Below are 22308 nucleotides of genomic sequence, written 5' to 3'. Positions count from 1 at the left end.
GAATACCCGCCAAACACGTATTCAAACCGCTTCAACGAACGTTTCTGCATTCTGCTGTTCCTGCCAGAGCTCGCGCAACGACCTGCTTTGTCCTGAAAAGCTATCTTCGGTGCATTCACTGGACCAGATACGGTCGGTGCGGAAATGGCGAAACCCGTTACGCAATTCGCACCAGCCTGCCAGCATCGTGCATTCGATGTGATAGATCAGCGCCAAAGGGCGCACGACCCGAACCGTGCGTTCGCCTTCGCCATCTTCATAGGTGATACGGATTTTCCGCTCTGCCCTGATGGCTTCGCGGTAATGCGCGATCGAAACGCAACCCTTGTTTGGATCATCCGCCGGGGCACCCCATGGGGCAACCTGCAACCAATCCGCTGGGCAATGCAATGCGTCGATCTTCTGGCATATCCGGCTGGCGGCCCTTTGCAGGTGACTGTCGCCGGTACGCGCAAGAAGAGACAGGCCAACCCACAAGGCCTCAACTTCTTCTGCATCGAAATTGAGCGGCGGCAGATCATAGCCGCGCCGCATCACGTACCCGATGCCGGCCTCACCTTCGATGGGCGTCCGTTGCGCCTGCAACTCGGCAATATCCCGATAAACCGTGCGCACGGACACCTCCAACCTTGCGGCCAGAGCCTCTGCCGTGACCGGAGCGCCCGCAGCCCGCAGGATCTGGATGATTTCAAACAATCGGGTCGAACGGCGCATTGCATCCTCCTGTCACCATGCTGACACCCTAGCACACCCCACTGACAAGAGGGTGTCAGGAGTGATGGGCCAGATTGGAATGGCATCGAAAGAAGGAGCACGAAAAATGCCATATCTCGACACCCATGTCATGATGACACTCAGGCTGGGGCAATGGTCTCAGGACCATACCCTGCGCGCCTTCGAGATCGAGCGCGAAATCGCCATGGCCCGGCAGTGCAAACAGCCCGTTTCAAAGAAACGATCCAGACGTTTTTCGTTGGGAAATCTGAAGATGCTCTGGACCAGCACGGCCTGAGATCAGAACTCGGGCCGGGCCCGAAACTTCAACGAAACCCCACCTTCCGGGTGTTTCAGACGCAGTTCTTCTGAATGCAGCATCAATCTGGGGAAGTCCTGCGCATCGCCTGTCGCATAGAATGGATCGCCCAGGATCGGGTGGCCCAGCGCCTGCATATGAACGCGAAGTTGATGAGACCGGCCCGTTTTGGGAAACAGACGCACGCGCGTCGTATCGCCTTCGGTCTTCACGACACGCCAGTCCGTCACGGCAGGTTTGCCCGTCGCGTGGCAAACCATCTGTCTGGGCCGGTTGGGCCAGTCCACGATCAGAGGCAAGTCTACGGTGCCGGTCTTGGGTTCCAGCTGCCCCCAGACACGGGCGATATAGGTTTTGCGGGTCTGACGCTGCTCGAATTGCATGCTCAGGTTGCGCTGTGCGTGCGGCGTCTGGGCAAAGACCATGACACCGGACGTGTCCCGGTCCAGCCGATGCACCAGTAGCGCTTGTGGAAATGCATCCTGCACCCGGGTCAACAGACAATCTGACAGATGCGCGCCCCGCCCCGGAACCGAAAGCAGGCCCGATGGTTTGTTCACCACGATCAGCTGTGCATCTTCATGCAACACATCCAGCGGGGTTTGAGGGGGTTCATAGGTGTCGCTCATGCAGGGTGCCTATCGCAGCTCGTGACCTCCCGCAACGTCGTCCTTGCATGCCCGCCCATGTTCGGGGACCTTCTCTCCAAAAGCGGAGGAGATGCCATGCACCCGACAATTGAACGCATGCAAGAGGTTGTCGCAAAGGGCGATGAGGCCTTGATCCATCAGCTCCTGGCCGAAGATGTGCAGTTCCTGCCGCCCACATACTACAGCACCTGGACAGGGCGCGCACCGGCCGCTGCCGTTCTGGGGCATGTCGGGCAGGTGTTTTCAGACTTTCGTTATCGGCGCGTCATGGGCGACGGGAAAGACTGGGCATTGGAGTTTCAATGCAAAGTCGGTGATCTGGATGGTATCGGCGTGGATCTTGTTACGTTGAACGACGATGGGTTGATCCAGGTTTTCGAGGTCGTCATGCGCCCCTACAAAACGGTAGGTGCCTTGCGCGATGCCATGATGGCGCGGGTCATGACAGACGCTCGTTTTCTGGAATTCAAAAACGCGCTGAGCTGACAATGCCTCGTTCACTGGCTGCCGATCAGATTTTGCGGGTTCCGTTGCTTCCGGTGCTTGCCGCGCAGGGCCTATCGGTGCGACGGAACGCGCAGCTGCTGCCGGAACCGACTGGCCCGCGCGAAGGCCGCACAGGGCGCGGGCCGCGTCTGCGGCTTCTGATCACCGGTGACAGCTCGGCAGCCGGAGTGGGCGCAGGCACGCAGGATCAGGCGTTATCCGGCCATCTGGTCAACCGTCTGGCCGGGCACTATGCGGTCGAATGGCGGCTGGAAGCGACAACCGGGCACACCACCCAGGACACGATCGACCGTCTTTCGCAAATGAAAGGCGAATTCGATGCTGTCGTTACGGCACTCGGAGTCAATGATGTCACCCGGGCTGTGACACGCCAGCAATTTGCGCGCCGCCAAACCCGCCTTATCCGCTTGCTTTCAGAAAACCTGGGGGCTCGTCGCATCGTCGTAACCGCAGTCCCGCAGATGAACAGGTTTCCAGCCCTGCCTCAGCCGCTGGCCTGGGTGCTTGGATGCCAGGCTGCGCGCCTGGATCAAGGGTTGCAAGAGGTTGCGGCTGCATTTTCGCATGTTCAACACCTGCCACTCGACCTGCCGGACGACCCGGCGTTGGCTGCACCGGATGGCTATCATCCCAGCCCCCGGGCGTATGCGCTTTGGGCGGATGCAGCCGCGCGCCTGTTGCTTCAGGCCTGACCGCGCGCCTGCCGGATCATAGGGATCGAGTAAACGACCAGAGCCGCCCAGATCAGTGGGAATGCAATCATCCGGCCCGTGTCTATCTTCTCGCCGAACAGGGTTATCGCTGTAATGAAGATCATGGTCGGTGCGATGTATTGCAGGATGCCCATCGTGGACAGGCGCACCAGTTTGGCGCCGTTTGCATAGACCAGCAATGGTACCGCCGTCACGACCCCTGCACAGGACAACAACAAGGTGTCCGACATCGCGACACCGAAATGACCAGTGCCCCGCACACCCAGAAAGGTGACATAGACCAGTGCCGGAATCAAAAGGATCAGGACCTCAAGCAGGAAACCCTGGTTCGGCCCAATCGGCAGCGAGCGCTTGAAGAACGCGTAGAATCCCCAGCTGATCATCAACCCAAGAGCCGCCCAAGGCAAACGACCGGCCTCCACCACAAGTACCACCACACCCAGCGCGGCCAATCCGACCGCGAACAATTGTGTCCGTGTCAGGGGCTCCCTCAACAGGATTGCCCCCAGCGCGATACTGAATAGGGGGTTGATGTAATAACCCAACGCCGCATCCAGTGCGTTGCCCGTGGAAATGGCCCATACGTAAATCGCCCAGTTCACGGAAATAAGCGCAGCGGTCAAAGCGGCCATACCCAACATCTTCGGATTGCCAAGCGCGGCCTTCAGATCCCGGGTTCGGCCCAGGACAACCAGCAACAACCCGGCCACAGGCACTGACCAGATAACCCGGTGCGCTACAACCTCAACCGCGCCCATATGATCCAGCGCTTTCATGTACAGAGGCAAGAACCCCCACAGGACATAGGCCGTGACTGCCAGCGCAAGCCCCTTTGGTGTGTCCGTGTTCTGTGAAGGTAGAAGCGTGTCTGCCACATCGGGTCTCCGGTTGATACCGGTTCGGTTTAAGGCAGAAATGAACGGGTTGGAAACTCTGAAAACAGTGAAGTGTCACATAACAATGTTTGATGAGTTGTCAGACCACGCTTTTTAGGTGAGGTCTGAAATGCGAGGCTCTGCCTCGCGCTCCGGGATATTTGTGGCCAGATGAACAAGGGACCCGCTCTTCATGTGGCCGAAAACATCCCGGGGGAGTCGCCGAAGGCGGCGGGGGCAGCGCCCCCACCAAACCCCGTGGTCACACCTTCACCCGTTCGGATTTCGGGTCATACATCGGCTTGAGCGACGCCTCGGCCCGAACTTTCGTGCCACACACGTCGATTTCGTAGGTCGAGGCCAGAACGTCGGCGGCCTTTTCACCTTCGCAGGGCACGTAACCCAGACCGATGGCTCCGCCCAGCGTGTGGCCATAGTTGCCCGAGCTGAGATAGCCTACATACTCGCCATCGCGGACGATCGGTTCATTGTGGAACAGCAGCGGCTCGGGATCGGTCAGGCGGAATTGCACAAGGCGCGATTTCGGGCCGCTTTCCTTGCGCGCAATCACCGCCTCGCGGCCGATGAAGTCGCAGCCCTTGTCCACCTTGACGGCAAAGCCCAGCCCGGCGTCCACCACGTGATCTTCGCAGGTGATGTCATGGCCGAAATGGCGGAAGCCCTTTTCGATCCGGCAGCTGTCCATCATGTGCATGCCGCACAGCTTCAGCCCCATGTCCTGCCCCGCCTCGTGCAGCGTTTCAAAGACGTGGCCCGCCATGTCGGATGAGACGTAGATCTCCCAGCCCAGCTCACCCACATAGGTGACGCGGTGGGCGCGGGCGAGGCCCATGCCGATCTCGATTTCCTGCGCGGTGCCGAAGGGGTTTGCCGCGTTCGAGAAGTCGTTGGGCGAGACTTTCTCCAGCAAGGCCCGCGCATTCGGACCCATCACCGCCAAAACGCCTTCACCCGCCGTGACGTCGGTGATGACCACGTTGAAATTGCCCGCATGGCGCAACATCCACGTCTGGTCCGCCAGGCGCGTCGCCGCCGGGGTGACCACCAGATAGGCGGTCTCGGAAAGGCGGGTGACGGTGACATCCGCCTCGATCCCGCCGGAACGGTTCAGAAACTGCGTGTAGACGATCTTGCCATTGGGCACGGCATAGTCGCCGCCACCGACATAGTTCATGAACTTCTCGGCATCGGGGCCCTCGACCCGGATCTTGCCGAACGAGGACATGTCGTACATGCCCACGTTTTCGCGCACAGCGCGGTGTTCGGCGGCCGAGTTCTCGAACCAGTTCTGGCGCTTCCAACTGTAGTTGTATTCGCGTTCCTGCCCTTCGTTGGCGAACCAATTGGCGCGCTCCCACCCGGCCAGTTCACCGAACACGGCACCGTGTTCATTCAGGTGGTGGTGGAATGGCGTCCGGCGCACGCCGCGCGCGGTGGCTTTCTGGCGATAGGGGTAGTGGTCGGCATAGAGCAGGCCCAGCGTCTCCTTGGACCGTTCGAAAAGATACTGCTTGTTGCCCTGGAAGGGCTGCATCCGGCTGATGTCCACATCGCCCAGGTCAAAGGGTTTTTCGCCTGTGTCCATCCATTCGGCCAGCGCCATGCCCGCGCCGCCCGCCGACTGGATCCCGATCGAGTTGAAGCCGGCGGCGACCCAGACATTGTCCATCTCGGGCGCGAGCCCAAGGTGATAGGCGTCGTCGGGCGTGAAGGACTCAGGGCCGTTGAAGAAGGTGTGGATGCCCGCCTCGGCCAGCATCGGCATGCGGTTGCAGGCGGCTTCGAGGATCGGTTCGAAATGGTCGAAATCCTCGGGCAGCTGGTCGAACTCGAAGCTGTCGGGAATGCCGTCCATCGCCCAGGGCTTGGCGTTGGGCTCGAAGGCGCCCAGCAGGATTTTCCCGGCGTCCTCCTTGTAATAGGCGCATTCATCCGGCACCCGCAGCACCGGCAGCTGCGTCAGGCCGTCGATGTTCTCGGTCACGATGTAGAAATGTTCGCAGGCGTGCAGCGGGATGTTTACGCCCGCCATTCGGCCAACTTCGTGCCCCCACATGCCGGCGCAGTTGACCACCATGTCACACTCGATATGGCCCGAGGCGCTGCCGTCATCGGCCACCCAGTCCACGCCGGTCACGCTGCGGCCCTGTTTGACGATATCGGTGACCTTTACCCGTTCCTTGACGATGGCGCCGCGCTGGCGGGCGCCCTTGGCCAGAGCCAGCGCGATGTTGGCCGGATCACCCTGCCCGTCCAGCGGCAGATAAACTGCACCCTTGACGCCCTCGAGATTGATATGCGGATACAGTTCCTGCACGCGCTCATTCGAGATTTCTTCGACCTCGACGCCAAACGCCCGCGCCATCGCAGCCTGACGATAGATTTCCTCTTTGCGTTCCTCGGTCAGCGCCACGGTGATCGACCCGCAGCGCTTGAAGCCCGTGGCGACACCGGTTTCCTCTTCGAGTGAGCCATACAGCTCCTGACTGTACTTCGCCAGCTTGGTCATGTTTGCGGTGGCGCGCAGCTGTGCGATCAGACCCGCTGCATGCCAGGTGGTGCCACTTGTCAGCTGCTTTCGTTCAAGCAACACGACGTCTTTCCAACCCTTCTTGGTCAAATGATAAGCGACCGAGCATCCGATGACGCCACCGCCGATGATGACCGCTCGGGCCTTGCTGGGAAGATCAACCATCCTGAAATCTCCGCTGTGTCAGGTTTGGCATAGGTTGCCACGGAAGATCGACAACAAATGCACCAAAAGCGTCACGAAATCCGCAGTTTTCACCGATGTGATGCCGCTCGCTTTTGCCGACGTACGACAAAGGGCGTGACCCCGAAGAAGCTTTTGTAAACAGACGAAAATCCGTTCGGAAAACCACAGGCCAATCCAATTTCGCGAACGCTCATCGTGGTGTTCAGCAACAGGTTATTTGCCTTGGCCAGTCGCATTTCCCGGTAGAATCCGTTGGGAGTGGTTCCAAAAAAGGTTTTGAACTTACGCTCGAGGGACCGGTTCGACAGGTGCAGCGATTCGACGATCTGATTGATCGGCAGGGGGTCTTCGATATTGGCCTGCATAAGCTTTATGCACTGATCCAGCTTCGAATCGCCTGTCGCAGTCAATTTGGCGCCCGAGAATGGCTGCATCGAAGCGAAATCGCGGATGTTCTCATGCAGCATGATGTCGGCCACGGTCATCTTCGCAGGCCCCGAGATATGGCGCCCGATCACCGCCAAGGCGATATCCGTCGTGGCCTCCATCCCGGCACATGTCACAACCGCGCCCTGTTCGGTTGCGATCGACAGTTTGGCTTCGAACCGGGCGCCGCGTTCCCGCAGGAACGATGCGTTTTCCCAATGGGTTGCCAGGTCGGCCGTTCCCTGCTCGTCGATATAGCGGCTGGCGGCTTCGGCCAGCAGGAACACCTTGGCGTCCCGGAAGGTATAGTCCGACACCACCCGCCCCAACGACAAATCCGGATGGTCCGGGTCTGAATTGCCGATTACGAACAGGTAATCCGCCCTTGGCTGTGACGGCACCGCTTCTGTTTGAACCACGGCGTCACTGCTGCTGGCAATCGGGCCACCCTTGAGCGAGCGATAGGTGAAGGTGAACGGAGGGCTTGGGCATACGCGGTTGGCCAGCCTCAACACCTCAACCAACGACGCCAGCTCCAACAGCACGAAACCCGGCGCGACAAGGATGTCGAAATGCCGGATGGCCTGTTTTGGAGCGTCCGAAGTAGATTTTGCCGCCATTTTCTTCAAACGATGTTGTGACCGGCGGCCCGCAACCGGTTCGCCAGTTCTTCGATATGATCCGGCCCGATTTCGCAGCATCCGCCCACAATCGTTGCCCCCTGATCGATCCACCGCATCACCTGATCCGCATAAGCCCTGGGGCCAAGGTCATGCCGTTCTTGCAGGGCATCCACGGTCGGCGCATCCTGAAGGAAATCATCCGAAATATGCGTAAAGCCATTGGCGTAGGCCCCATAGGGCCGACCCATGCCGGACAGAACTTCCAGCGCTGCCGGAATCGCCTCGGGGCACGAACAGTTGATCAACACGGCATCGGGCGAAAACTCTTCCACCAGCACAGCAATGTCCGCCAACGGTTCGCCGGACCTGAGAAGGCTGCCATCGTCATCATTGACCGACAGGGACAGCCAAACCGGTTTTCCGCATCCGGCCGTGCCACGCAATGCGCCCTCGGCCTCTTGCACCGAGGACACGGTCTCGATCAAAAAAAGATCGACCCGCGCGGCCATCATGGCCACAAGTTCGGCGAACTTTTCAGCCGCATCCGCAGGGTCCGGGTTGAGGTCGGGGCGATATGAAGCGAGCAATGGCCCCAGTGCACCCGCAATCCGCCCCCCGGTTGCCGCGCGGGCACGTTCGGCCTGTGTCAGGGCGGTGTCGATCAGGGTAGGCATCTGATCCTCCATCCCCACCCGCACCAGACGAGAGCGATGCACGGCATAAGTATTGGTTGTTGCGACCGTCGCACCCCGGCTGAAATAGTCGCGGTGCACTTCCGCGACCAAATCGGAGTGATCGATCATCACGCGCGTCGACCACAGCGGTGTCGCCTGATCGCCACTGCGTTTTACCAGTTCCTGCCCGATAGAGCCGTCCAAAAGAGTGATATCTGCCATGTCACTACTCCTCAGGGTACCAATACCAGTTTTCCCGGAAGGGTCTTCGACTGAAAGTCAGCCTGTGCAACGCCAATATCCTTCAACGGATAGGTCCGGGAAACCAGCGGCTTGATCCGTCCGGTGTTCACCAGTTCCACAAGACGGGCAAAGACTTCGGGCGCCTGGTGCGTGCACCCATGTATGGTGATGTCGCGCAGATATATGTCCCGCAGATCAGCTTCGACAATCGGGCCTGCTATTGCCCCCGAAACGGCATAGTGCCCGCCGGGTTTCAGGGAAAGGATCAGCGATGGCCAGGCCGGGCCACCCACAACGTCGATTACCACATCGAACATATCCTGCGGAAGCGGGTCGTTCCGGTCAAACGTATTCTCGGCCCCCTGGGATTTCACGATCTCGGCTTTCGTGCCCGCTGTTACAGCCCAAACCGACGCCCCGCGCAGCGCGGCGAGTTGCACCGCCGCCAGACCTACGCCGCCCGAGGCGCCGGTGATCAGCACCTTGTGCCCGGCCGTCACGCCTGCGCGGGTCAGCAGGTTTTCCGCAGTCCCGAAGGCGCAGGGAATGGCGGCGATTTCCACATCCGAAAGGGGCGAGGCGCTGACGTCATAGAGATCATCGGCTTCAACCAGACAATACTGCGCAAAAGCCCCGTCAATCTCGGAACCCAGCGCAATGAAGCCCTGCGGGTTTCCCGGGCGCGTGCGCGGCAGGTTTATCGGACAGGTCACGCGCTGCCCGGGTTTGAAGGCAACACCCGGCCCAACCTGTTCCACGATGCCGCAAAGATCTCCGCCCTGAATGCGGGGAAAGTGCAATGCACCGCCCCAACCGCCCGCTTCGACCTTCTGATCAACGGCATCCGTCGCGCCGGTGACGTCCGAGGAATACCAACCGACCCGTGTGTTGATATCCGTGTTGTTCACGCCTGCGGCGGCGACCCGAACCAGAACTTGCCCTGCCCCGGGTTCAGGAACCGGGATATCATCTCGCCATTCCAGAACTTCGGGGCCACCGTGACCCGTCAGATAGACACCGGACATCGTCTTTGGAGCATTCATTTCGCTGGCTTCTCAGGTCTGGTCGTCGGGATGGGGCGGAACCGGTCCCATCGGCACGATGTCATATCGGGTATTCAGGTCGGCCATCTTGGCCTCGTCCTCGAAATCCGCCGGGGTCATGGTCGCCAGTTCCGCAAGGAAACCATCAAACCCGGATGGTTGAAAGATCATGAGCATCCGTGCCGGTTTGTTGTCGGCAACCCGGCAGGCATGCGGCACACCCGCCGGAACATGCATGGTGGTGCCCGGCGTGCACAGGTGCCAGTCTCCGTCGACATAGAAGTCCACGGCGCCCTCCAGGAAATAGAACGTCTCGGCATGGCTGTCGTGGCGATGAAGGCCAAGCGCGAAGCTGGCCTTCAAGTTGTCTTCCATCAGTGTGTAGGCTCCGCCCGTGTCCTGACCGGAAACCTTCACGAAGGTATGGTCGTTTTCCCAGTCATAGTTGGGACCTTCACCAGGTCCCATCTTGGAATATCGCGGGCGCATGGGGGCCTCCTTTTTGTCAGGCGCGCAGCCGCTCATTTGCGGGATCCCACAGCGGCTGATCCTCCTGTACCACGGCGCGGCACTTCTGGCCGTAGATTTCCACCTCGAGCTCGGTACCAGGGTTTGCAAGTTCTGACTTGATCATGCCCAGCGCGATGGATTTGCCGACGCGGTACCCCCATGCGCCCGAAGTGGTCTCGCCCACGATCTGATCGCCCTGCCAGATGCACGACATGTAAGGCGCATCGCAATCACCTGCGTCGACAGTCAGGGTGACGAACGACTTTTTCACACCCTGCTGCTTTTCGTTCAGGATAGCGGCCTTTCCGGGGAAGTCCTGTGGCTTGTCCAGTTTGACAAACCGCTCCAAGCCCGCTTCCAGCAGCGAGTAGTCGGTGCTGAGGTCGCCCTTCCACGCGCGATAGCCCTTTTCGATGCGCAGAGAATTCAGCGCATACATGCCGAACGGCTTGGCCCCGGCGGCGAGGATCGCGTCATAGATCGCGGGCATGTGCTCGTTCAGCGCATGCACCTCCCAGCCCAGTTCGCCGGCGAAGGACACGCGGATCAGGTGGGCGGGCTGTCCGGCCACGGTGGCCGCCTGATGGGTCAGCCAGCCCAGCGAGAGGTCGGCATCGGTCAGGCCCGACAGGATCTCGCGCGATTTCGGCCCGGTCACGATCAGCGTGTCGCGGGTGGTGGTCACGTCCTCGACGGTGACGCCCGCGGGCATCGCGTTCACAAGGATGTCGCGGTCATGCCATTGCGCGGTGGCGGCGGTGATCATCACGAAGTCATCCTCACCCAGGCGCATGCAGGACATCTCGGTCAGGATGCGGCCGCGATCGTCGGCGATGTAGACCAGGTTGATCCGCCCCACCTTGGGCAGACCACCGGTGACCAGCCCGCGCAGCGCCTCGGCCGCGCCGTCGCCCTTGACGACGAAGCGCGAGAAACCCGGCAGGTCGAGCACGCCGCAATGGTCACGCACGGCTTCGCATTCCTCCTTGATCCGCTGCTCCCACGGGCCCGAGCGGCCCCAGGTGTGGGTGCTTTCCTCGGAGGTGTCATCGCCCGGTTGCGCGAACCAGTTGGCGCGCTCCCAGCCATTATAGGCCCCCATGACACCGCCCAGTTCCTTGACCTTGGCATGCACCGGCGACAGCTTCTTGTCACGCGCGGCAGGCCATTCGTGATGGGGGAAGTGCATGGCGTATTCGTTGCCGTAAACTTCCATGCCCTTCTGGTTGCAGTAGTCCTGATCGGTGTAGTCGGTATAGCGGCGCGGATCGACGGCCCACATATCCCATTCGGTGGCGCCATCCACGATCCATTCGGCCAGTACCTTGCCCGCGCCGCCGCCCTGGGCGATGCCAAAGGTAAAGGTATGCGCCTCGAAGGCGTTCTTGACGCCGGGCATCGGACCGATCAGCGGCAGGCCATCGGGCGCATAGGGGATCGGGCCGTTGATCACGCGGCCCACGCCCGAGGTCGCCATCAGCGGCACCCGCTCCATCGCGTCGGTGACGATGTCCTCGATCCGGTCCAGATCGTCGTTCCACAGCTGAAAGCTGAAATCCTCAGGCATCGGGTCGTCCTCGGTCATCCAGTGGCCTTTGCAGTTGGGCTCGTACGGGCCGAGGTTGAAGCCGTGCTTTTCCTGTCGCAGGTAGTAGGAGATATCCACGTCGCGCAGCAGCGGCAGCTTGCCACCGTTTTCCTTCGACCAGGCTTCGACCTCGGGGATCTCGTCGGTCAGTAGATACTGGTGGCTCATGACCATCGCCGGCACGGTGCGGCCACCATATGGCTTGAACCATTCACCCACACGCTGCGCGTAGTAGCCGGCGGCGTTGACGACATAGTCGCAGTCTATATCGCCCTTTTCGGTGTGGACGGTCCAGGTGCCGTCGTCATGCTGGCTCACGCCTGTGGCAGGGCAGAACCGGATGATCTTCTGGCCCATGTCACGCGCGCCCTTGGCCAGCGCCTGCGTCAGCTGCGCCGGGTCGATGTCACCGTCGGTCGGGTCATACAGAACTCCCTCAAGATCATGAGTTGCCAGGAAAGGGTAGCGTTCCTTGGCCTGCTCCGGCGTCCACATCTCCATCGGAATTCCCTGATAGCGGCCCATCGACATGGCCCGCTGGAACTCCTGCATCCGTTCCTTGCTGTGCGCCAGACGGATCGACCCCGAAACATGGTAGTTCATCGGATAGTCGACCTCTTCACCCAGACGCGAATACAGCTCGGTCGAATAGCGCTGCATGTTCATGATCGCCCACGAGGTCGAAAAGGTCGGAACGTTACCGGCCGCATGCCAGGTCGAGCCTGCGGTCAGTTCGTTCTTTTCCAGCAGAACGCAATCGGTCCAGCCTTTCTTGGCCAGATGATACAGCGAGGAAGCCCCCACCACACCGCCACCGATAATGACCACGCGGGCTTTTGTCGGAAAATCACTCATGTGTCTTGGTCCCTGTTACTGTGCCCGTTGGGGCAGATCGTCCGTGATGTCGTAATAGTCGCCCTTGTCAGCCACAAAGATGTGCTTCGAGAGCTTTTGGCCCGTGGGCGCGTCGAACGCGCCCATGGCAATCGAAATCGTGTCCTCTTCGGTATGTTGCCAGAAGAGAAATGAGCCGCATTTGTTGCAAAACCCGCGCCGTGCGATGTCTGATGCGCGAAACCAGTTCAGCGTGTCGCGGGCCGAGAAACTCAGATTGTCCTGATGGGTCGTGGTCGAGGCCCAGACATGGCCAGATTGCTTTCGGCACTGCCCGCAATGGCAGACCGAAGGCGGAGAAAGGTCTCCGTCGATGGTGAAAGCAACTGAACCGCAAAGGCAGGACCCTCTGTACATAAGATTACCCCCTTGCCGCAGGCGCGGTGCTGGTTCCCAACAACACGCCGTAGATTATGAAACAGGCCGCCATCACCCGGCGCACCCGGATGTTGAACACTGCGCCCAGCGCCGCCTTGCCCATCAAAGCGCCCAACACGGTAAAACCGGTATAGCTGAGCGTTGTGATGAAAAGTGCGGTTGGCATGATCACGACCATCTGCTGCCAGATCGGCACGTCCGGCTGCACGAATTGCGAAAACGCGGCCAGATAGCCCGCGACGCTTTTTGGGTTGATCGTGGCCACTGCCAGCGCGTGCAGATAAACGTGCCGGGCCGGGCGTTCCGAGACCGGAGCGGGCTTGCCGGCATTCATCCATCCCCGCACGCCCAACCAGATCAGAAAGCCCGCGCCGACCAGCTTGGCCACGAAAAACCCGGTCGGAGAAGCGGCAATCAGGGCTGTGACGCCCAGCGCGGACAGAATCAAAAACATGCTGGCCTGCGTCAGTATGGCCAATACACCCATCATGGCCTTTGGGAACGGCAGGCTCATCCCGTTCGAGATGCAGTTGACCGCGTTCGGCCCCGGTGTGGTGACGAATACCACCCAGAACAGCGCGAATATGGTCCAGGCCTCGAAGCTCATCAGTACACCGGCGGAGCAATGACCCAGATGGCCACAGCAGGCTCTTCATAGGGGTTGGCCCATTGATAAGGTTCATGTTTGATCCGAAAACTGTCGCCTGGCCCCACCAGGAATTCACGCGACCCGATCGTCAGGTTCAATCGACCTGAAATCATATAGCCCACTTCCTGGGTCGGGCGGTTGGCCGGTGTCTGCATACGTGAATTTGGCTCGAACGTGGAATGCACCATTTCGAAATCATCGGTCAGATCCGGCGACAGCAACTCTTCGATCAGCCCTTCTTCGCCCGACCCCATCGGGCGACGCGACCCGGCGCGCACGACGTAGCCCTGTTCGTCTGCTGGGGCAGCGGAATGCGCAAACAGCATCGACATTGGCACGCCAAGGCATTCTGCAATCTGGCGCAGGTCCGAGATTGAAGGCTCGGACAAATCGCGCTCTACCTGGCTCAACCAACCGACAGAGCGATCCAGCCGAGTTGCAATCTCGGTCAGGGTCAACCCTCTGGCCTTGCGCAAGGCCCTCAGGTCAGCACCAAGGGTTGCGCTTTGGGGGGCTTGGCTGTTCACAGGCCGCTCCGAATCTCGTGAAATTCTTCCTTCGTTTTTCACGATGGAGCAAGCTGGTGAAATTTCCAAGCATTTTTTCACGCTCGGTTTCATTTGGGTGTCGATCATCATCGTGTGCGAAAGATAGAATTGAGGACCAGCAGGCGCACAGGCCCCTGAAACACCAGAAAAACCGCAGGGGTGCAGCAGCCGAATTTCAGTTTTTGCCGTACAAGGACTTCATTTCAAAAAGACAGCACATATCGCTCCCCCGTGGCGCTGCGGCGACATGGGAAAACCTTCGCGACAGAGGCAGATCTGGAAAAGCCTGAATCGTGCAAAGCCCGCCTGGCTTTAGAGTTGAAGGCCGGCAAAAACCTTCACTTCATCCAACACATGTTGAGGCCAACGACGGGTGAAACTGTCGGCGATCGTTTCACGCTTTTCCGGCTCCAGCCCGGCAAGCAAGCTGGGAAAGCGGCGGCGATTTCTGGGCAGCGTCCACATTTCGATGCCGTTTTCGAAACAGTAACGGGCAAAACGCACGTCGACGAACTTCTCGCTGCCTTCCATGTATTCCAGTGTCGGGAACAGCGACCCGGACACCATGACGGTTCCGGTTCCCAGCTGGTGTACCCTGGTCGAGTAGGTCAGCCGTTGGTTCATACGCAACAACGTGCGCTGCCGTATCGACCTGGGCGTCGGGTTTGTGAACGTCGTGGCATGATAGCCGAAGACACGTTTTTCCAGTCCGACCCCCCGCGCCCGGCGTATGGTCTGACGGACATAGTTGTCCGCATATTCGATATCATCGTCGACCAGAAAAACGGTATCTGCCGGATCCGGCTGGAAAATGAACTTGCCGACATCCTTGTAATCCCGGTCAGGGATCACGGCGGTGACGTTGTCGAACTCGCCCAGAAAATCGGGAACTTCCTGATATTCGTTCAGGCAGATGAAAACTCTGTCGACCTGATGCGCGATGCTTGCCACCGAATGGGGCAATACGCCGATGCGATCCGGGAATGTCGCCATATGGGCGCGTCTGATCCCTTTTGGAGGCGCTTCATCCGCGACCGTCGGATTGATGTCAGACTCTTGCATCCCTGAGAAACACCCCAAAACGAAACTTCGCTAAGGATTTTGATAGGAGATCGCTTCGAAGCCTGCAAGACGAAGTCAGCCGGGCCGTTCAATCGCCCGGGAATCCCTTGGGTTGATGCACATCCGCAACGACCGCAACGGTCAGTGCCCGGCAAACACGGCGGTCAAAATGCCTTCCAGATTTCGCGCATCCTGTTGCGTGAAAGCATCCGGCTGGTCGCTGTCAATGTCAAAAACGGCGATGACTTTTCCCGACGAATCCCGCACGGGCAGAACCAGTTCGGACCGAGTTGAACTGGCGCAGGCGATGTGACCCGGAAACGCATCGACATCCGGCACCAGTTGCGTTTCGCCCGTTCTTGCCGCAGCACCGCAGACGCCCCGTTCGAACGGGATGACCAAACAACCATGCCCACCCTGATAGGGGCCGATCTTCAGAACGCCCGGTTCGGTGACACGGTAAAACCCGGTCCAGTCAAAACGATCGTCGGAATGGTGAACCTCGCAGGCGACTGTGGCCATAAGAGCAACCTGGTCCGTTTCGCCTTCGGTCAGGGCCGCGATGGTTTTGGCAAGCGTTTCATAATCGGCAGTCATTGATTGCAACCCCTTCGGATGGTCGGGGGCACGGCCCCCGAACCCCCCGGAGTATTTGGAAAAAGATGAAGGGTCAAACGCGTTCGATGGCAATGGCCGTGCCTTCCCCCCCGCCAATGCAGATCGCCGCGACGCCCCGTTTGAGGTTACGTTTTTCCAGCGCATTCAACAACGTAACGATGATGCGGGCACCAGAGGCACCGATGGGATGGCCCAGGGCGCAGGCGCCGCCATTCACATTCACCTTGTCACGCGGAAGGTTCATCTCGTGCATGAATGCCATCGGGACAACCGCGAAGGCCTCGTTCACTTCCCACAGGTCAACGTCATCCTTGCTCCAGCCTATGCGTGACAAGAGCTTCTGCGCCGCCGGAACCGGAGCCGTCGTGAAAAGGCCGGGCGCCTGAGCATGACTCGCATGCCCCAAAATCCGGGCCCGAACCGTCATGCCCTGCGCTTCGGCGGTTTCTGCCGACGCAAGAACCAGCGCCGCCGCGCCGTCCGAAATCGAAGACGAGTTGGCCGCCGTCACCGTACCGTCCTTGCGGAACGCAGGCTTCAGCGTCGGTATCTTCTCGGGGCGGGCGGATTTTGGCTGCTCATCTGACTCCAGCAGAATTTCACCCTTGCGCGTCCGGACGGTAACGGGCGTGATTTCCTGATCGAATGCACCATTTTCCTGCGCAGACAGCGCGTTGGACAAAGATTGCAGCGCGTATTCATCCTGTGCTTCACGGGTGAACTGATACGCCTCGGCACAGTCTTCGGCGAAAGTCCCCATCAGGCGGCCTTTGTCATAGGCATCTTCAAGGCCGTCGAGGAACATGTGATCAACCACCTGGCCGTGGCCAATGCGGGCACCGCCGCGCATCTTTGGAAGAAGATAGGGCGCGTTGGTCATGCTTTCCATGCCGCCCGCAACCATCGTATCTGCGTGACCCAATGCAATTTGGTCAAAGGACATCATAGCGGCCTTCATCCCTGAACCACACATTTTGTTCAGCGTCGTGGCGGGAACCTCTTCGCCCAATCCCGCCGCGAATCCGGCCTGCCGCGCAGGTGCCTGACCCTGCCCCGCCGGCAAAACGCAGCCCATCAGCACTTCGTCGACCGTCTGCACCCCTGCCTGCTGCAAAGCCGCGCGGATTGCTTCGCCCCCGAGGTCAGCCGCAGCAACACCGTCAAACATGCCTTGAAACCCGCCCATCGGTGTACGGGCGGCCCCTGCTATAACAACGTCTCTCATCCGGGTTTTCCTCCTGCTTTCGGGCTCTTGAATACCGAATGGTAAGAATTGCCGTCTAGCGTATTTCTACGACTCAATTTCAGTTTGGAAGGCGGCAGGATCATGGGGCTGACCAGCAAGACAACCGGCGAAACTCAGATCATCACCGTTCATGCCGACCGGATCGATGCTGCAATGGCCATTCAGTTCAAGGAAGACATGCGCGCCAATACCGAGGACAGCGCTCATCGCGTTGTGCTGGATCTGTCCGATGTCGAGTTCATTGACTCCAGCGGTCTGGGTGCAATCGTTGCCTCCATGAAACAGCTGGGCAAGGACCGGAGGCTTGATCTGGCCGGATTGCAGCCAGTGGTCGAAAAAGTTTTTCGCCTGACACGCATGGATACGGTTTTCAGGCTTTTTGAAACACTGGATGACGCGTTGTTAGAGACAGACGCCTGACGGCAGCAGGGGATAGATGGCGTGGAGCCGATTGAAAACAAGACCTGTCTGGAATTGACCTTCCCTGCGACGGAATCAGAGGCCAGCGAGGGCATTGCAAAGCTCAGCGTCGGTCTGGCGGAACGGGGATTGCCCCCGCATAAAGCCGGTGATGTGAAGATTGCTTTGGCTGAAGCCATCAACAACGTCGTGGAACACGCTTACAATGGCATCGCCGCGGCCAAGGTTCAGGTCACCTGCAGATTGGACAGGGATCTTCTGGACATCTTGATCTCGGATACAGGGCGCCCGCTGCCTGGATACCGACTTCCGGATGGCACCCCTGCTCCGATTGGAACGGATCTGCAAGACCTCCCCGAAGGTGGGTTCGGCTGGTTCCTGATTCATCGCCTCACCAGCGATATCCGATACGAGCGGCGCGGGGGATGCAATCGTCTGTCCCTGCGGTTTAACTTTGAACCCAACGGGTGATCGACCACAATTGGTCACAATAAGGTCATTTTCGAAACATTGTCGCGCCGCAAACAACCACCATACAGTGACTCGTAGCTCAGATAGCTTCCCTCGGCGCCACATATCACAGCCCCCACCCAGTGAATGGCGCCGAGGAACTTCCCATCCTGAAATCGCTGGACAATCGCTGATCAGTGAATAGCTTTCTCTTGTTCCAACGAGAGAGAATTCGCCATGCGTGATCTGCATAATCCGGGCCGATCCGAAGTTTTTGCCACGCAAGGCATGTGCGCGACGTCGCATCCGCTGGCGGCCAAAGTGGCCATCGATATCTTGGGCCAGGGCGGCAACGCGATGGATGCCGCGATTGCCGGGGCTGTTCTTTTGGGGATTTGCGAACCTCAGATGACCGGATTGGGCGGCGATTGCTTCGTTCTGTTCAATCGCGCCGGCGAAAGCAGGATACGCGCGCTCAACGGATCGGGTCGCGCACCGGCTGCCGCGCATTCCCAGGTGTTGCGGGATCAGGGCCTGTCATCCGTACCTTTGAATGGGCCGGATGCCGTGACCATTCCCGGAGCCGTCGATGCCTTCTGCCGCCTGGCCCAGACCGAGGGCCGCCTGGGGTTGGGCGCGATTTTGAAACCGGCGATTCATTATGCTGAAGCGGGTGTTCCGGTGGCTCCTCGGGTCGCTTTCGATTGGAAATCGGGTGCCGCAACACTTCAGGGCGCCGCCCGCGATCACTATCTGATTGACGGGCAAGCCCCGTCGATCGGGCAGGTTTTCCGTGCGCCGGGACAGGCGGAGGTATTGTGCCAGATCGCGGCCCACGGGCGCGACGCGTTCTATTCAGGTGAAATCGCCGACGATATGATCACCGCGCTTTCGGAAAGGGGTGGTGTCCATTCCGCTGAGGATTTTCATCACACGAGATGTACTGAAACGCAGCCGATACATGGGGCTTACAAAGGTGTGGATCTGGTGGAACATCCGCCGAACGGCCAGGGCGCAACCGCGATTTTGCTGCTGAATATCCTCAAGCATTTTGACATGGCCTCGATGGATCCATTCGGAGCGGAGCGTATTCATATCGAAGCCGAGGCCACCAAACTGGCCTATGACGCTCGAAACCGGTTCATCGCGGATCCCGACCACATGGCAAGAGTGGAGCGCTTTCTGGATCCGGATATCGCTGCCAGACTGGCTGCTTTGATCGATCCCCAAAAGGCGATGCCTGCTGCGGCGCCTCTGACCGAAGCGGTTCACAAGGACACGGTTTACATCACAGTCGTCGACCGCGACCAAATGGCTGTTTCGTTGATCTATTCGATCTTTCACAGCTTTGGGTCCGGTATCGCGTCGGAAAAATACGGCATATTGCTGCAAAACCGCGGGGCTGGATTCACATTGCAACCCGGCCACCCCAACGAACTGGGCGGCGGCAAACGCCCGATGCACACGATCATTCCGGGAATGTTGGCGCAGAACGGTCGGGTCACGATGCCGTTTGGTGTCATGGGCGGTGCCTATCAGCCAACCGGACACGCGCGTTTCGTGTCAAATCTTACCGATTTCGGGCTTGGGTTGCAGGAAAGCATCGATGCGCCGCGCGCTTTCTTCGACGGATCGGTTCTGAAACTGGAACGTGGGTACAGCGAGGCAATCGCGAAACAATTGTCCGATATCGGCCACAATATTGAAGTGCCGGAAACACCTCTTGGCGGAGCGCAAGCGATCCGAATCCGGAACGACGGCGTTTTGGAAGGCGCCAGCGACCCACGCAAGGACGGCTGTGCGCTTGGATATTGATCTGCGGCAGACCTATGCCCGCCGGTTCGGCTCTGCTAGTTCAGGTGGAAATGCAGGGGGTATGAACCATCTTCGAACGGTCCGAACATATTGGGAATATCCGGGTGCTCGACCGGTTCGCCTGAATAGTCTGCAACCAGATTTTGTTCTGAAACATAAGCAACATAGAAGGATTGGTCGTTCTCGGCCAGCAGATGGTAGAACGGTTGCTCTTTCCTTGGGCGGCTGTCTTCCGGAATGGCCTGATACCATTCTTCGGTATTCGAAAACTCGGGATCCACGTCAAAAATCACCCCTCGAAAAGGGTGTTTCTTGTGACGAACCACCTGGCCCAAGCCGTATTTTGCACGTGTCTTTAGCATTGTATCAGCCCCCAACGCTTTTTTTACCCGTTTCCGGGCGGAAAAGCCAATCATTGATGTGAAAATCAGGGAAACAGTCTGTGAACCTTATACTGACAGTGTTCGAAATCGTGGCGCCGGTTTTTCTGTTGGCGGCTGTTGGTTTTACATGGGTTAAGCTGGGTTTCGAATACCGCCTGCAATTCGTTACCCGCTTTGCAACGATGCTGGCAATGCCCAGTCTGATATTTGTTGCCCTGATGCAAACCGAGATCCCGGGCAATGATCTGTCGCGCTTCACGATGGCGACACTGGTCGCAAATCTGCTGCTGGTGGTTGTGTTCTGGCTGATCGTTCGAGGGCTGAGACTGGACCCGCGAACATATCTGTCGCCTTTGATCTTCGGCAATACCGGAAATCTGGGCCTGCCGCTGTGTATCTTTGCCTTTGGTCAGATTGGTCTGGGATATGCTGTTGTCTTTCTGTCAGTTACCGCATTGTTTTCTTTCACTTACGGGATTTATCTGGTCGCCGGGAAAGGGGCGTGGGGACAGGTTGCGCGCCAACCAATGGCCTGGGCGACGATCCTTGGCGCAGTGTTTTTGTGGCAAGGATGGCAGACGCCGACATTTCTGACCAACACGCTGGAGCTTTTGGGGCAAATGGCTGTTCCGCTGATGTTGGTCACGTTGGGTGTGGCAATCGCCCGCCTGACCTCGCACAGCTTGGGGCGGGCGCTGTGGCTGTCAGCGCTGAAACTGGCGGTGTGCTTTACGCTGGGATGGGGAATCGGACGATGGTTTGATTTGGATACGATCGCATTTGGCGTTCTGGTTCTTCAAATCTGTACGCCGGTTGCCGTGACCTCTTACCTGTTGGCCGAACGGTTTGGGGCCGATTCCGACGCCGTCGCCGGCATGGTCATGGTGTCCAAAGTGCTTTCCGTAGCGGCGTTACCGGCTGTTCTGGCTATCATTTTATAGCGATTGTGATTTCCTCAGCGCTCAATCTGCGCTAGAATACACAAAAAAGGCACGAGGCACATGAGCAGAATTCTTTTCGTACTCCTAGGGGTGCTGCTTCTGGCATCCTGTGGGGGCGGCTCTAAACAGCCGCCCAGCAGATTAAACGATGCGTGCAGTATTGCGCGTGAAAAACCCGACTATATCAAAGCCTTCAAGAACACCGAGCGCAAATGGGGCGTTCCGGTTCACGTTCAGATGGCGACCATCTATCAGGAAAGCCGCTATCGGCACGATGCGCGCACTCCGCATAGATACGTATTGGGCGTCATCCCGATGGGTCGTCAAAGCAGCGCTTACGGCTATGGTCAGGCACTGGACGGCACATGGGAACAGTACCAGCGTGAAACAGGAAAACGCCGGGCCAAGCGCGATCGCATCCGCGACGCCTCGGATTTTATCGGCTGGTACATGAACAAAAGCTACGAGCGAAACGGTATCCACCCGGCAGATACGCGCAATCAATACCTGGCCTATCACGAAGGTCACACAGGGTACGCCCGTGGCAGCTACAACAGCAAATCCTGGTTGTTGAACGTTGCCAATGACGTAGACGCACGCGCACAACTATATCAGGCACAGTTGGCAAACTGCCGGTATTGACACATACAAGCGGGTCAGCGATTGCCTGACCCGCTTCTCTTTTTGTCCGAGAACAGCTTCTGATCAAGGCGACCGCCTTCATTCATAGCGCCCAGCAATACCGTTGTCTGGCTGCCCGCATTGTCGTGAATCACCCATTTGCGCAGCTCGACCGGATTGTCCGTGAACATCAGTTCGATCCGGCCCGCTTCGGGGTTCTTGGGATCCTGCGCGGTGACGACGGTGGCCGTGCCGTCAAAGCTGTGACCTACAACCATATTCGCCTGGCTCAGGTTCACGTTGCGCGCCAGCACGATGGACAGCGGCGTGCGCTTAAGTGGGTATTGCTCGGGCGGCTGGTTCGATTTCGGATCAAAGATCTGAACGCTTCCGGATCTTGCCAGCACCACGGCATTGTTGGGCGGGTCATATTCAAACCGCATCTTGCCGGGGCGCTGCATCCACAGCTTGCCGGTGCTCAGCGAGCCATCGTCATTCACCTGGGTGAATGTCGTCTGAACCGTCTTCAACCCGTTCAGGTAATTGGAAATCTGCGAGAGCGGCAGCTTCTCCGCCGCCCATGCGGCAGGTGCGGCCAGTGTCAAAGCAAGGGCAAAAGCAATCTGTTTCATGCCGTACAGATAGGTCTTCTGCCCTTGTT

At 59.0% G+C, this 22308-nt stretch carries 25 protein-coding genes; 8 read left to right on the top strand and 17 right to left on the bottom strand.

The annotated features are described in order from the left end of the window. Positions 1–21: 21 nt before the first annotated feature. Positions 22–714, bottom strand: coding sequence for a YafY family protein (locus GS612_RS17985; protein WP_171642196.1), 693 nt, complete (start codon positions 712–714; stop codon positions 22–24). 106 nt (positions 715–820) lie between these two features. Between GS612_RS17985 and GS612_RS17980 the strand changes: the two genes are divergently transcribed. Further along, complete coding sequence (locus GS612_RS17980) at positions 821–1012, top strand: hypothetical protein (RefSeq protein ID WP_170345624.1); 192 nt, start codon at positions 821–823, stop codon at positions 1010–1012. Between the two features lie 2 nt (positions 1013–1014). On the opposite strand, the gene GS612_RS17975 is transcribed toward GS612_RS17980, so the two are convergent. Further along, positions 1015–1662 carry an RluA family pseudouridine synthase gene (locus GS612_RS17975; protein WP_171642194.1) on the bottom strand — a complete coding sequence of 216 codons (648 nt, stop codon included), beginning with the start codon at positions 1660–1662 and terminating at the stop codon, positions 1015–1017. A gap of 96 nt (positions 1663–1758) precedes the next feature. Between GS612_RS17975 and GS612_RS17970 the strand changes: the two genes are divergently transcribed. Both GS612_RS17970 and GS612_RS17965 read left to right on the top strand, forming a co-directional pair. Further along, positions 1759–2169 (top strand): nuclear transport factor 2 family protein, encoded by a 411-nt coding sequence (locus tag GS612_RS17970; protein WP_171642193.1) that lies wholly within the window; start codon positions 1759–1761, stop codon positions 2167–2169. Positions 2170–2171: 2 nt separating this feature from the next. Further along, positions 2172–2882 (top strand): SGNH/GDSL hydrolase family protein, encoded by a 711-nt coding sequence (locus GS612_RS17965; protein WP_171642191.1) that lies wholly within the window; start codon positions 2172–2174, stop codon positions 2880–2882. Here GS612_RS17965 and rarD read toward each other — a convergent pair. The 13 genes from rarD to GS612_RS17900 form a co-directional block, all read right to left on the bottom strand. Beyond that, positions 2873–3778: an EamA family transporter RarD gene (rarD, locus tag GS612_RS17960; protein WP_171119891.1), complete on the bottom strand. Its 906-nt coding sequence runs from the start codon at positions 3776–3778 to the stop codon at positions 2873–2875. The genes GS612_RS17965 and rarD overlap by 10 nt on opposite strands. A 262-nt stretch (positions 3779–4040) precedes the next feature. Continuing rightward, positions 4041–6494, bottom strand: coding sequence for an FAD-dependent oxidoreductase (locus tag GS612_RS17955; RefSeq protein WP_171642189.1), 2454 nt, complete (start codon positions 6492–6494; stop codon positions 4041–4043). Positions 6495–6583: 89 nt separating this feature from the next. Continuing rightward, positions 6584–7561, bottom strand: a complete 978-nt coding sequence (locus GS612_RS17950) for a GlxA family transcriptional regulator (RefSeq protein WP_152459236.1) — start codon at positions 7559–7561, stop codon at positions 6584–6586. Between the two features lie 5 nt (positions 7562–7566). After that, positions 7567–8460, bottom strand: coding sequence for a homocysteine S-methyltransferase family protein (locus GS612_RS17945; RefSeq protein ID WP_171642187.1), 894 nt, complete (start codon positions 8458–8460; stop codon positions 7567–7569). Between the two features lie 11 nt (positions 8461–8471). After that, positions 8472–9524, bottom strand: a complete 1053-nt coding sequence (locus GS612_RS17940; protein WP_171642185.1) for an alcohol dehydrogenase family protein — start codon at positions 9522–9524, stop codon at positions 8472–8474. Between the two features lie 12 nt (positions 9525–9536). Further along, positions 9537–10013, bottom strand: coding sequence for a cupin domain-containing protein (locus GS612_RS17935; protein WP_171233771.1), 477 nt, complete (start codon positions 10011–10013; stop codon positions 9537–9539). A gap of 16 nt (positions 10014–10029) precedes the next feature. After that, positions 10030–12477 (bottom strand): FAD-dependent oxidoreductase, encoded by a 2448-nt coding sequence (locus GS612_RS17930; RefSeq protein WP_171642183.1) that lies wholly within the window; start codon positions 12475–12477, stop codon positions 10030–10032. Between the two features lie 15 nt (positions 12478–12492). Beyond that, entirely contained in the window at positions 12493–12873 is a 381-nt protein-coding gene (locus GS612_RS17925) for a GFA family protein (RefSeq protein WP_152459241.1), read from the bottom strand. A 4-nt stretch (positions 12874–12877) separates the two neighbouring features. Continuing rightward, positions 12878–13501: a LysE family translocator gene (locus tag GS612_RS17920; protein ID WP_171642181.1), complete on the bottom strand. Its 624-nt coding sequence runs from the start codon at positions 13499–13501 to the stop codon at positions 12878–12880. Continuing rightward, a complete protein-coding gene (locus GS612_RS17915) occupies positions 13501–14070 on the bottom strand; it encodes a helix-turn-helix domain-containing protein (protein WP_152459243.1) in 570 nt (189 codons plus the stop codon). Before GS612_RS17915 ends, GS612_RS17920 begins: the two co-directional genes overlap by 1 nt. 333 nt (positions 14071–14403) lie before the next feature. Beyond that, the gene (locus tag GS612_RS17910; protein ID WP_171230614.1) at positions 14404–15153 is read right to left on the bottom strand and encodes a hypothetical protein; all 750 of its coding nucleotides are present in this window, start codon (positions 15151–15153) and stop codon (positions 14404–14406) included. A gap of 141 nt (positions 15154–15294) precedes the next feature. Further along, positions 15295–15750, bottom strand: coding sequence for a GAF domain-containing protein (locus GS612_RS17905; RefSeq protein ID WP_171205288.1), 456 nt, complete (start codon positions 15748–15750; stop codon positions 15295–15297). A gap of 73 nt (positions 15751–15823) precedes the next feature. Beyond that, positions 15824–16996 (bottom strand): acetyl-CoA C-acyltransferase, encoded by a 1173-nt coding sequence (locus tag GS612_RS17900; RefSeq protein ID WP_171331730.1) that lies wholly within the window; start codon positions 16994–16996, stop codon positions 15824–15826. Between the two features lie 102 nt (positions 16997–17098). Here GS612_RS17900 and GS612_RS17895 point away from each other — a divergent pair, with 102 nt between their 5' ends. From GS612_RS17895 to ggt, 3 genes are all read left to right on the top strand, one after another. Then, positions 17099–17437, top strand: a complete 339-nt coding sequence (locus tag GS612_RS17895; RefSeq protein ID WP_171642179.1) for an STAS domain-containing protein — start codon at positions 17099–17101, stop codon at positions 17435–17437. 21 nt (positions 17438–17458) lie between these two features. Continuing rightward, positions 17459–17908: an ATP-binding protein gene (locus GS612_RS17890; protein WP_171642177.1), complete on the top strand. Its 450-nt coding sequence runs from the start codon at positions 17459–17461 to the stop codon at positions 17906–17908. Between the two features lie 216 nt (positions 17909–18124). Next, positions 18125–19702, top strand: a complete 1578-nt coding sequence (ggt, locus tag GS612_RS17885; protein ID WP_171642175.1) for a gamma-glutamyltransferase — start codon at positions 18125–18127, stop codon at positions 19700–19702. 35 nt (positions 19703–19737) lie between these two features. On the opposite strand, the gene hspQ is transcribed toward ggt, so the two are convergent. Further along, positions 19738–20064 (bottom strand): heat shock protein HspQ, encoded by a 327-nt coding sequence (gene hspQ, locus GS612_RS17880; protein ID WP_117872061.1) that lies wholly within the window; start codon positions 20062–20064, stop codon positions 19738–19740. Between the two features lie 80 nt (positions 20065–20144). Here hspQ and GS612_RS17875 point away from each other — a divergent pair, with 80 nt between their 5' ends. Continuing rightward, positions 20145–21026 (top strand): AEC family transporter, encoded by an 882-nt coding sequence (locus GS612_RS17875; protein WP_171642173.1) that lies wholly within the window; start codon positions 20145–20147, stop codon positions 21024–21026. Positions 21027–21086: 60 nt separating this feature from the next. After that, positions 21087–21668 (top strand): lytic transglycosylase, encoded by a 582-nt coding sequence (locus tag GS612_RS17870; RefSeq protein WP_152459251.1) that lies wholly within the window; start codon positions 21087–21089, stop codon positions 21666–21668. A 14-nt stretch (positions 21669–21682) separates the two neighbouring features. Here GS612_RS17870 and GS612_RS17865 read toward each other — a convergent pair whose 3' ends face one another. Beyond that, on the bottom strand, positions 21683–22279 hold the full coding sequence (locus GS612_RS17865) for an outer membrane lipoprotein carrier protein LolA (RefSeq protein WP_171642171.1): 597 nt from the start codon (positions 22277–22279) through the stop codon (positions 21683–21685). Between the last annotated feature and the right edge of the window lie 29 nt (positions 22280–22308).

The sequence above is a fragment of the Ruegeria sp. HKCCD6157 genome (genome assembly GCF_013110685.1).
Taxonomy (GTDB): Bacteria; Pseudomonadota; Alphaproteobacteria; order Rhodobacterales; family Rhodobacteraceae; genus Ruegeria.
Note: the sequence above shows the minus strand (reverse complement) of the source record. Positions and strands in the feature narration are given on the sequence as shown.

What these genes read in the sequence shown, in the direction of transcription:
- GS612_RS17945 (WP_171642187.1), bottom strand. Translation starts at nt 8,460, where the DNA reads ATGGCAGATATCACTCTTTTGGACGGCTCTATCGGGCAGGAACTGGTA.
- GS612_RS17965 (WP_171642191.1), top strand. Translation starts at nt 2,172, where the DNA reads ATGCCTCGTTCACTGGCTGCCGATCAGATTTTGCGGGTTCCGTTGCTT.
- ggt (WP_171642175.1), top strand. Translation starts at nt 18,125, where the DNA reads ATGCGTGATCTGCATAATCCGGGCCGATCCGAAGTTTTTGCCACGCAA.
- GS612_RS17955 (WP_171642189.1), bottom strand. Translation starts at nt 6,494, where the DNA reads ATGGTTGATCTTCCCAGCAAGGCCCGAGCGGTCATCATCGGCGGTGGC.
- GS612_RS17925 (WP_152459241.1), bottom strand. Translation starts at nt 12,873, where the DNA reads ATGTACAGAGGGTCCTGCCTTTGCGGTTCAGTTGCTTTCACCATCGAC.
- GS612_RS17870 (WP_152459251.1), top strand. Translation starts at nt 21,087, where the DNA reads ATGAGCAGAATTCTTTTCGTACTCCTAGGGGTGCTGCTTCTGGCATCC.
- hspQ (WP_117872061.1), bottom strand. Translation starts at nt 20,064, where the DNA reads ATGCTAAAGACACGTGCAAAATACGGCTTGGGCCAGGTGGTTCGTCAC.
- GS612_RS17980 (WP_170345624.1), top strand. Translation starts at nt 821, where the DNA reads ATGCCATATCTCGACACCCATGTCATGATGACACTCAGGCTGGGGCAA.
- GS612_RS17985 (WP_171642196.1), bottom strand. Translation starts at nt 714, where the DNA reads ATGCGCCGTTCGACCCGATTGTTTGAAATCATCCAGATCCTGCGGGCT.
- GS612_RS17905 (WP_171205288.1), bottom strand. Translation starts at nt 15,750, where the DNA reads ATGACTGCCGATTATGAAACGCTTGCCAAAACCATCGCGGCCCTGACC.
- GS612_RS17975 (WP_171642194.1), bottom strand. Translation starts at nt 1,662, where the DNA reads ATGAGCGACACCTATGAACCCCCTCAAACCCCGCTGGATGTGTTGCAT.
- GS612_RS17940 (WP_171642185.1), bottom strand. Translation starts at nt 9,524, where the DNA reads ATGAATGCTCCAAAGACGATGTCCGGTGTCTATCTGACGGGTCACGGT.
- GS612_RS17920 (WP_171642181.1), bottom strand. Translation starts at nt 13,501, where the DNA reads ATGAGCTTCGAGGCCTGGACCATATTCGCGCTGTTCTGGGTGGTATTC.
- GS612_RS17895 (WP_171642179.1), top strand. Translation starts at nt 17,099, where the DNA reads ATGGGGCTGACCAGCAAGACAACCGGCGAAACTCAGATCATCACCGTT.
- GS612_RS17950 (WP_152459236.1), bottom strand. Translation starts at nt 7,561, where the DNA reads ATGGCGGCAAAATCTACTTCGGACGCTCCAAAACAGGCCATCCGGCAT.
- GS612_RS17930 (WP_171642183.1), bottom strand. Translation starts at nt 12,477, where the DNA reads ATGAGTGATTTTCCGACAAAAGCCCGCGTGGTCATTATCGGTGGCGGT.
- GS612_RS17900 (WP_171331730.1), bottom strand. Translation starts at nt 16,996, where the DNA reads ATGAGAGACGTTGTTATAGCAGGGGCCGCCCGTACACCGATGGGCGGG.
- GS612_RS17910 (WP_171230614.1), bottom strand. Translation starts at nt 15,153, where the DNA reads ATGCAAGAGTCTGACATCAATCCGACGGTCGCGGATGAAGCGCCTCCA.
- GS612_RS17970 (WP_171642193.1), top strand. Translation starts at nt 1,759, where the DNA reads ATGCACCCGACAATTGAACGCATGCAAGAGGTTGTCGCAAAGGGCGAT.
- GS612_RS17865 (WP_171642171.1), bottom strand. Translation starts at nt 22,279, where the DNA reads ATGAAACAGATTGCTTTTGCCCTTGCTTTGACACTGGCCGCACCTGCC.
- GS612_RS17935 (WP_171233771.1), bottom strand. Translation starts at nt 10,013, where the DNA reads ATGCGCCCGCGATATTCCAAGATGGGACCTGGTGAAGGTCCCAACTAT.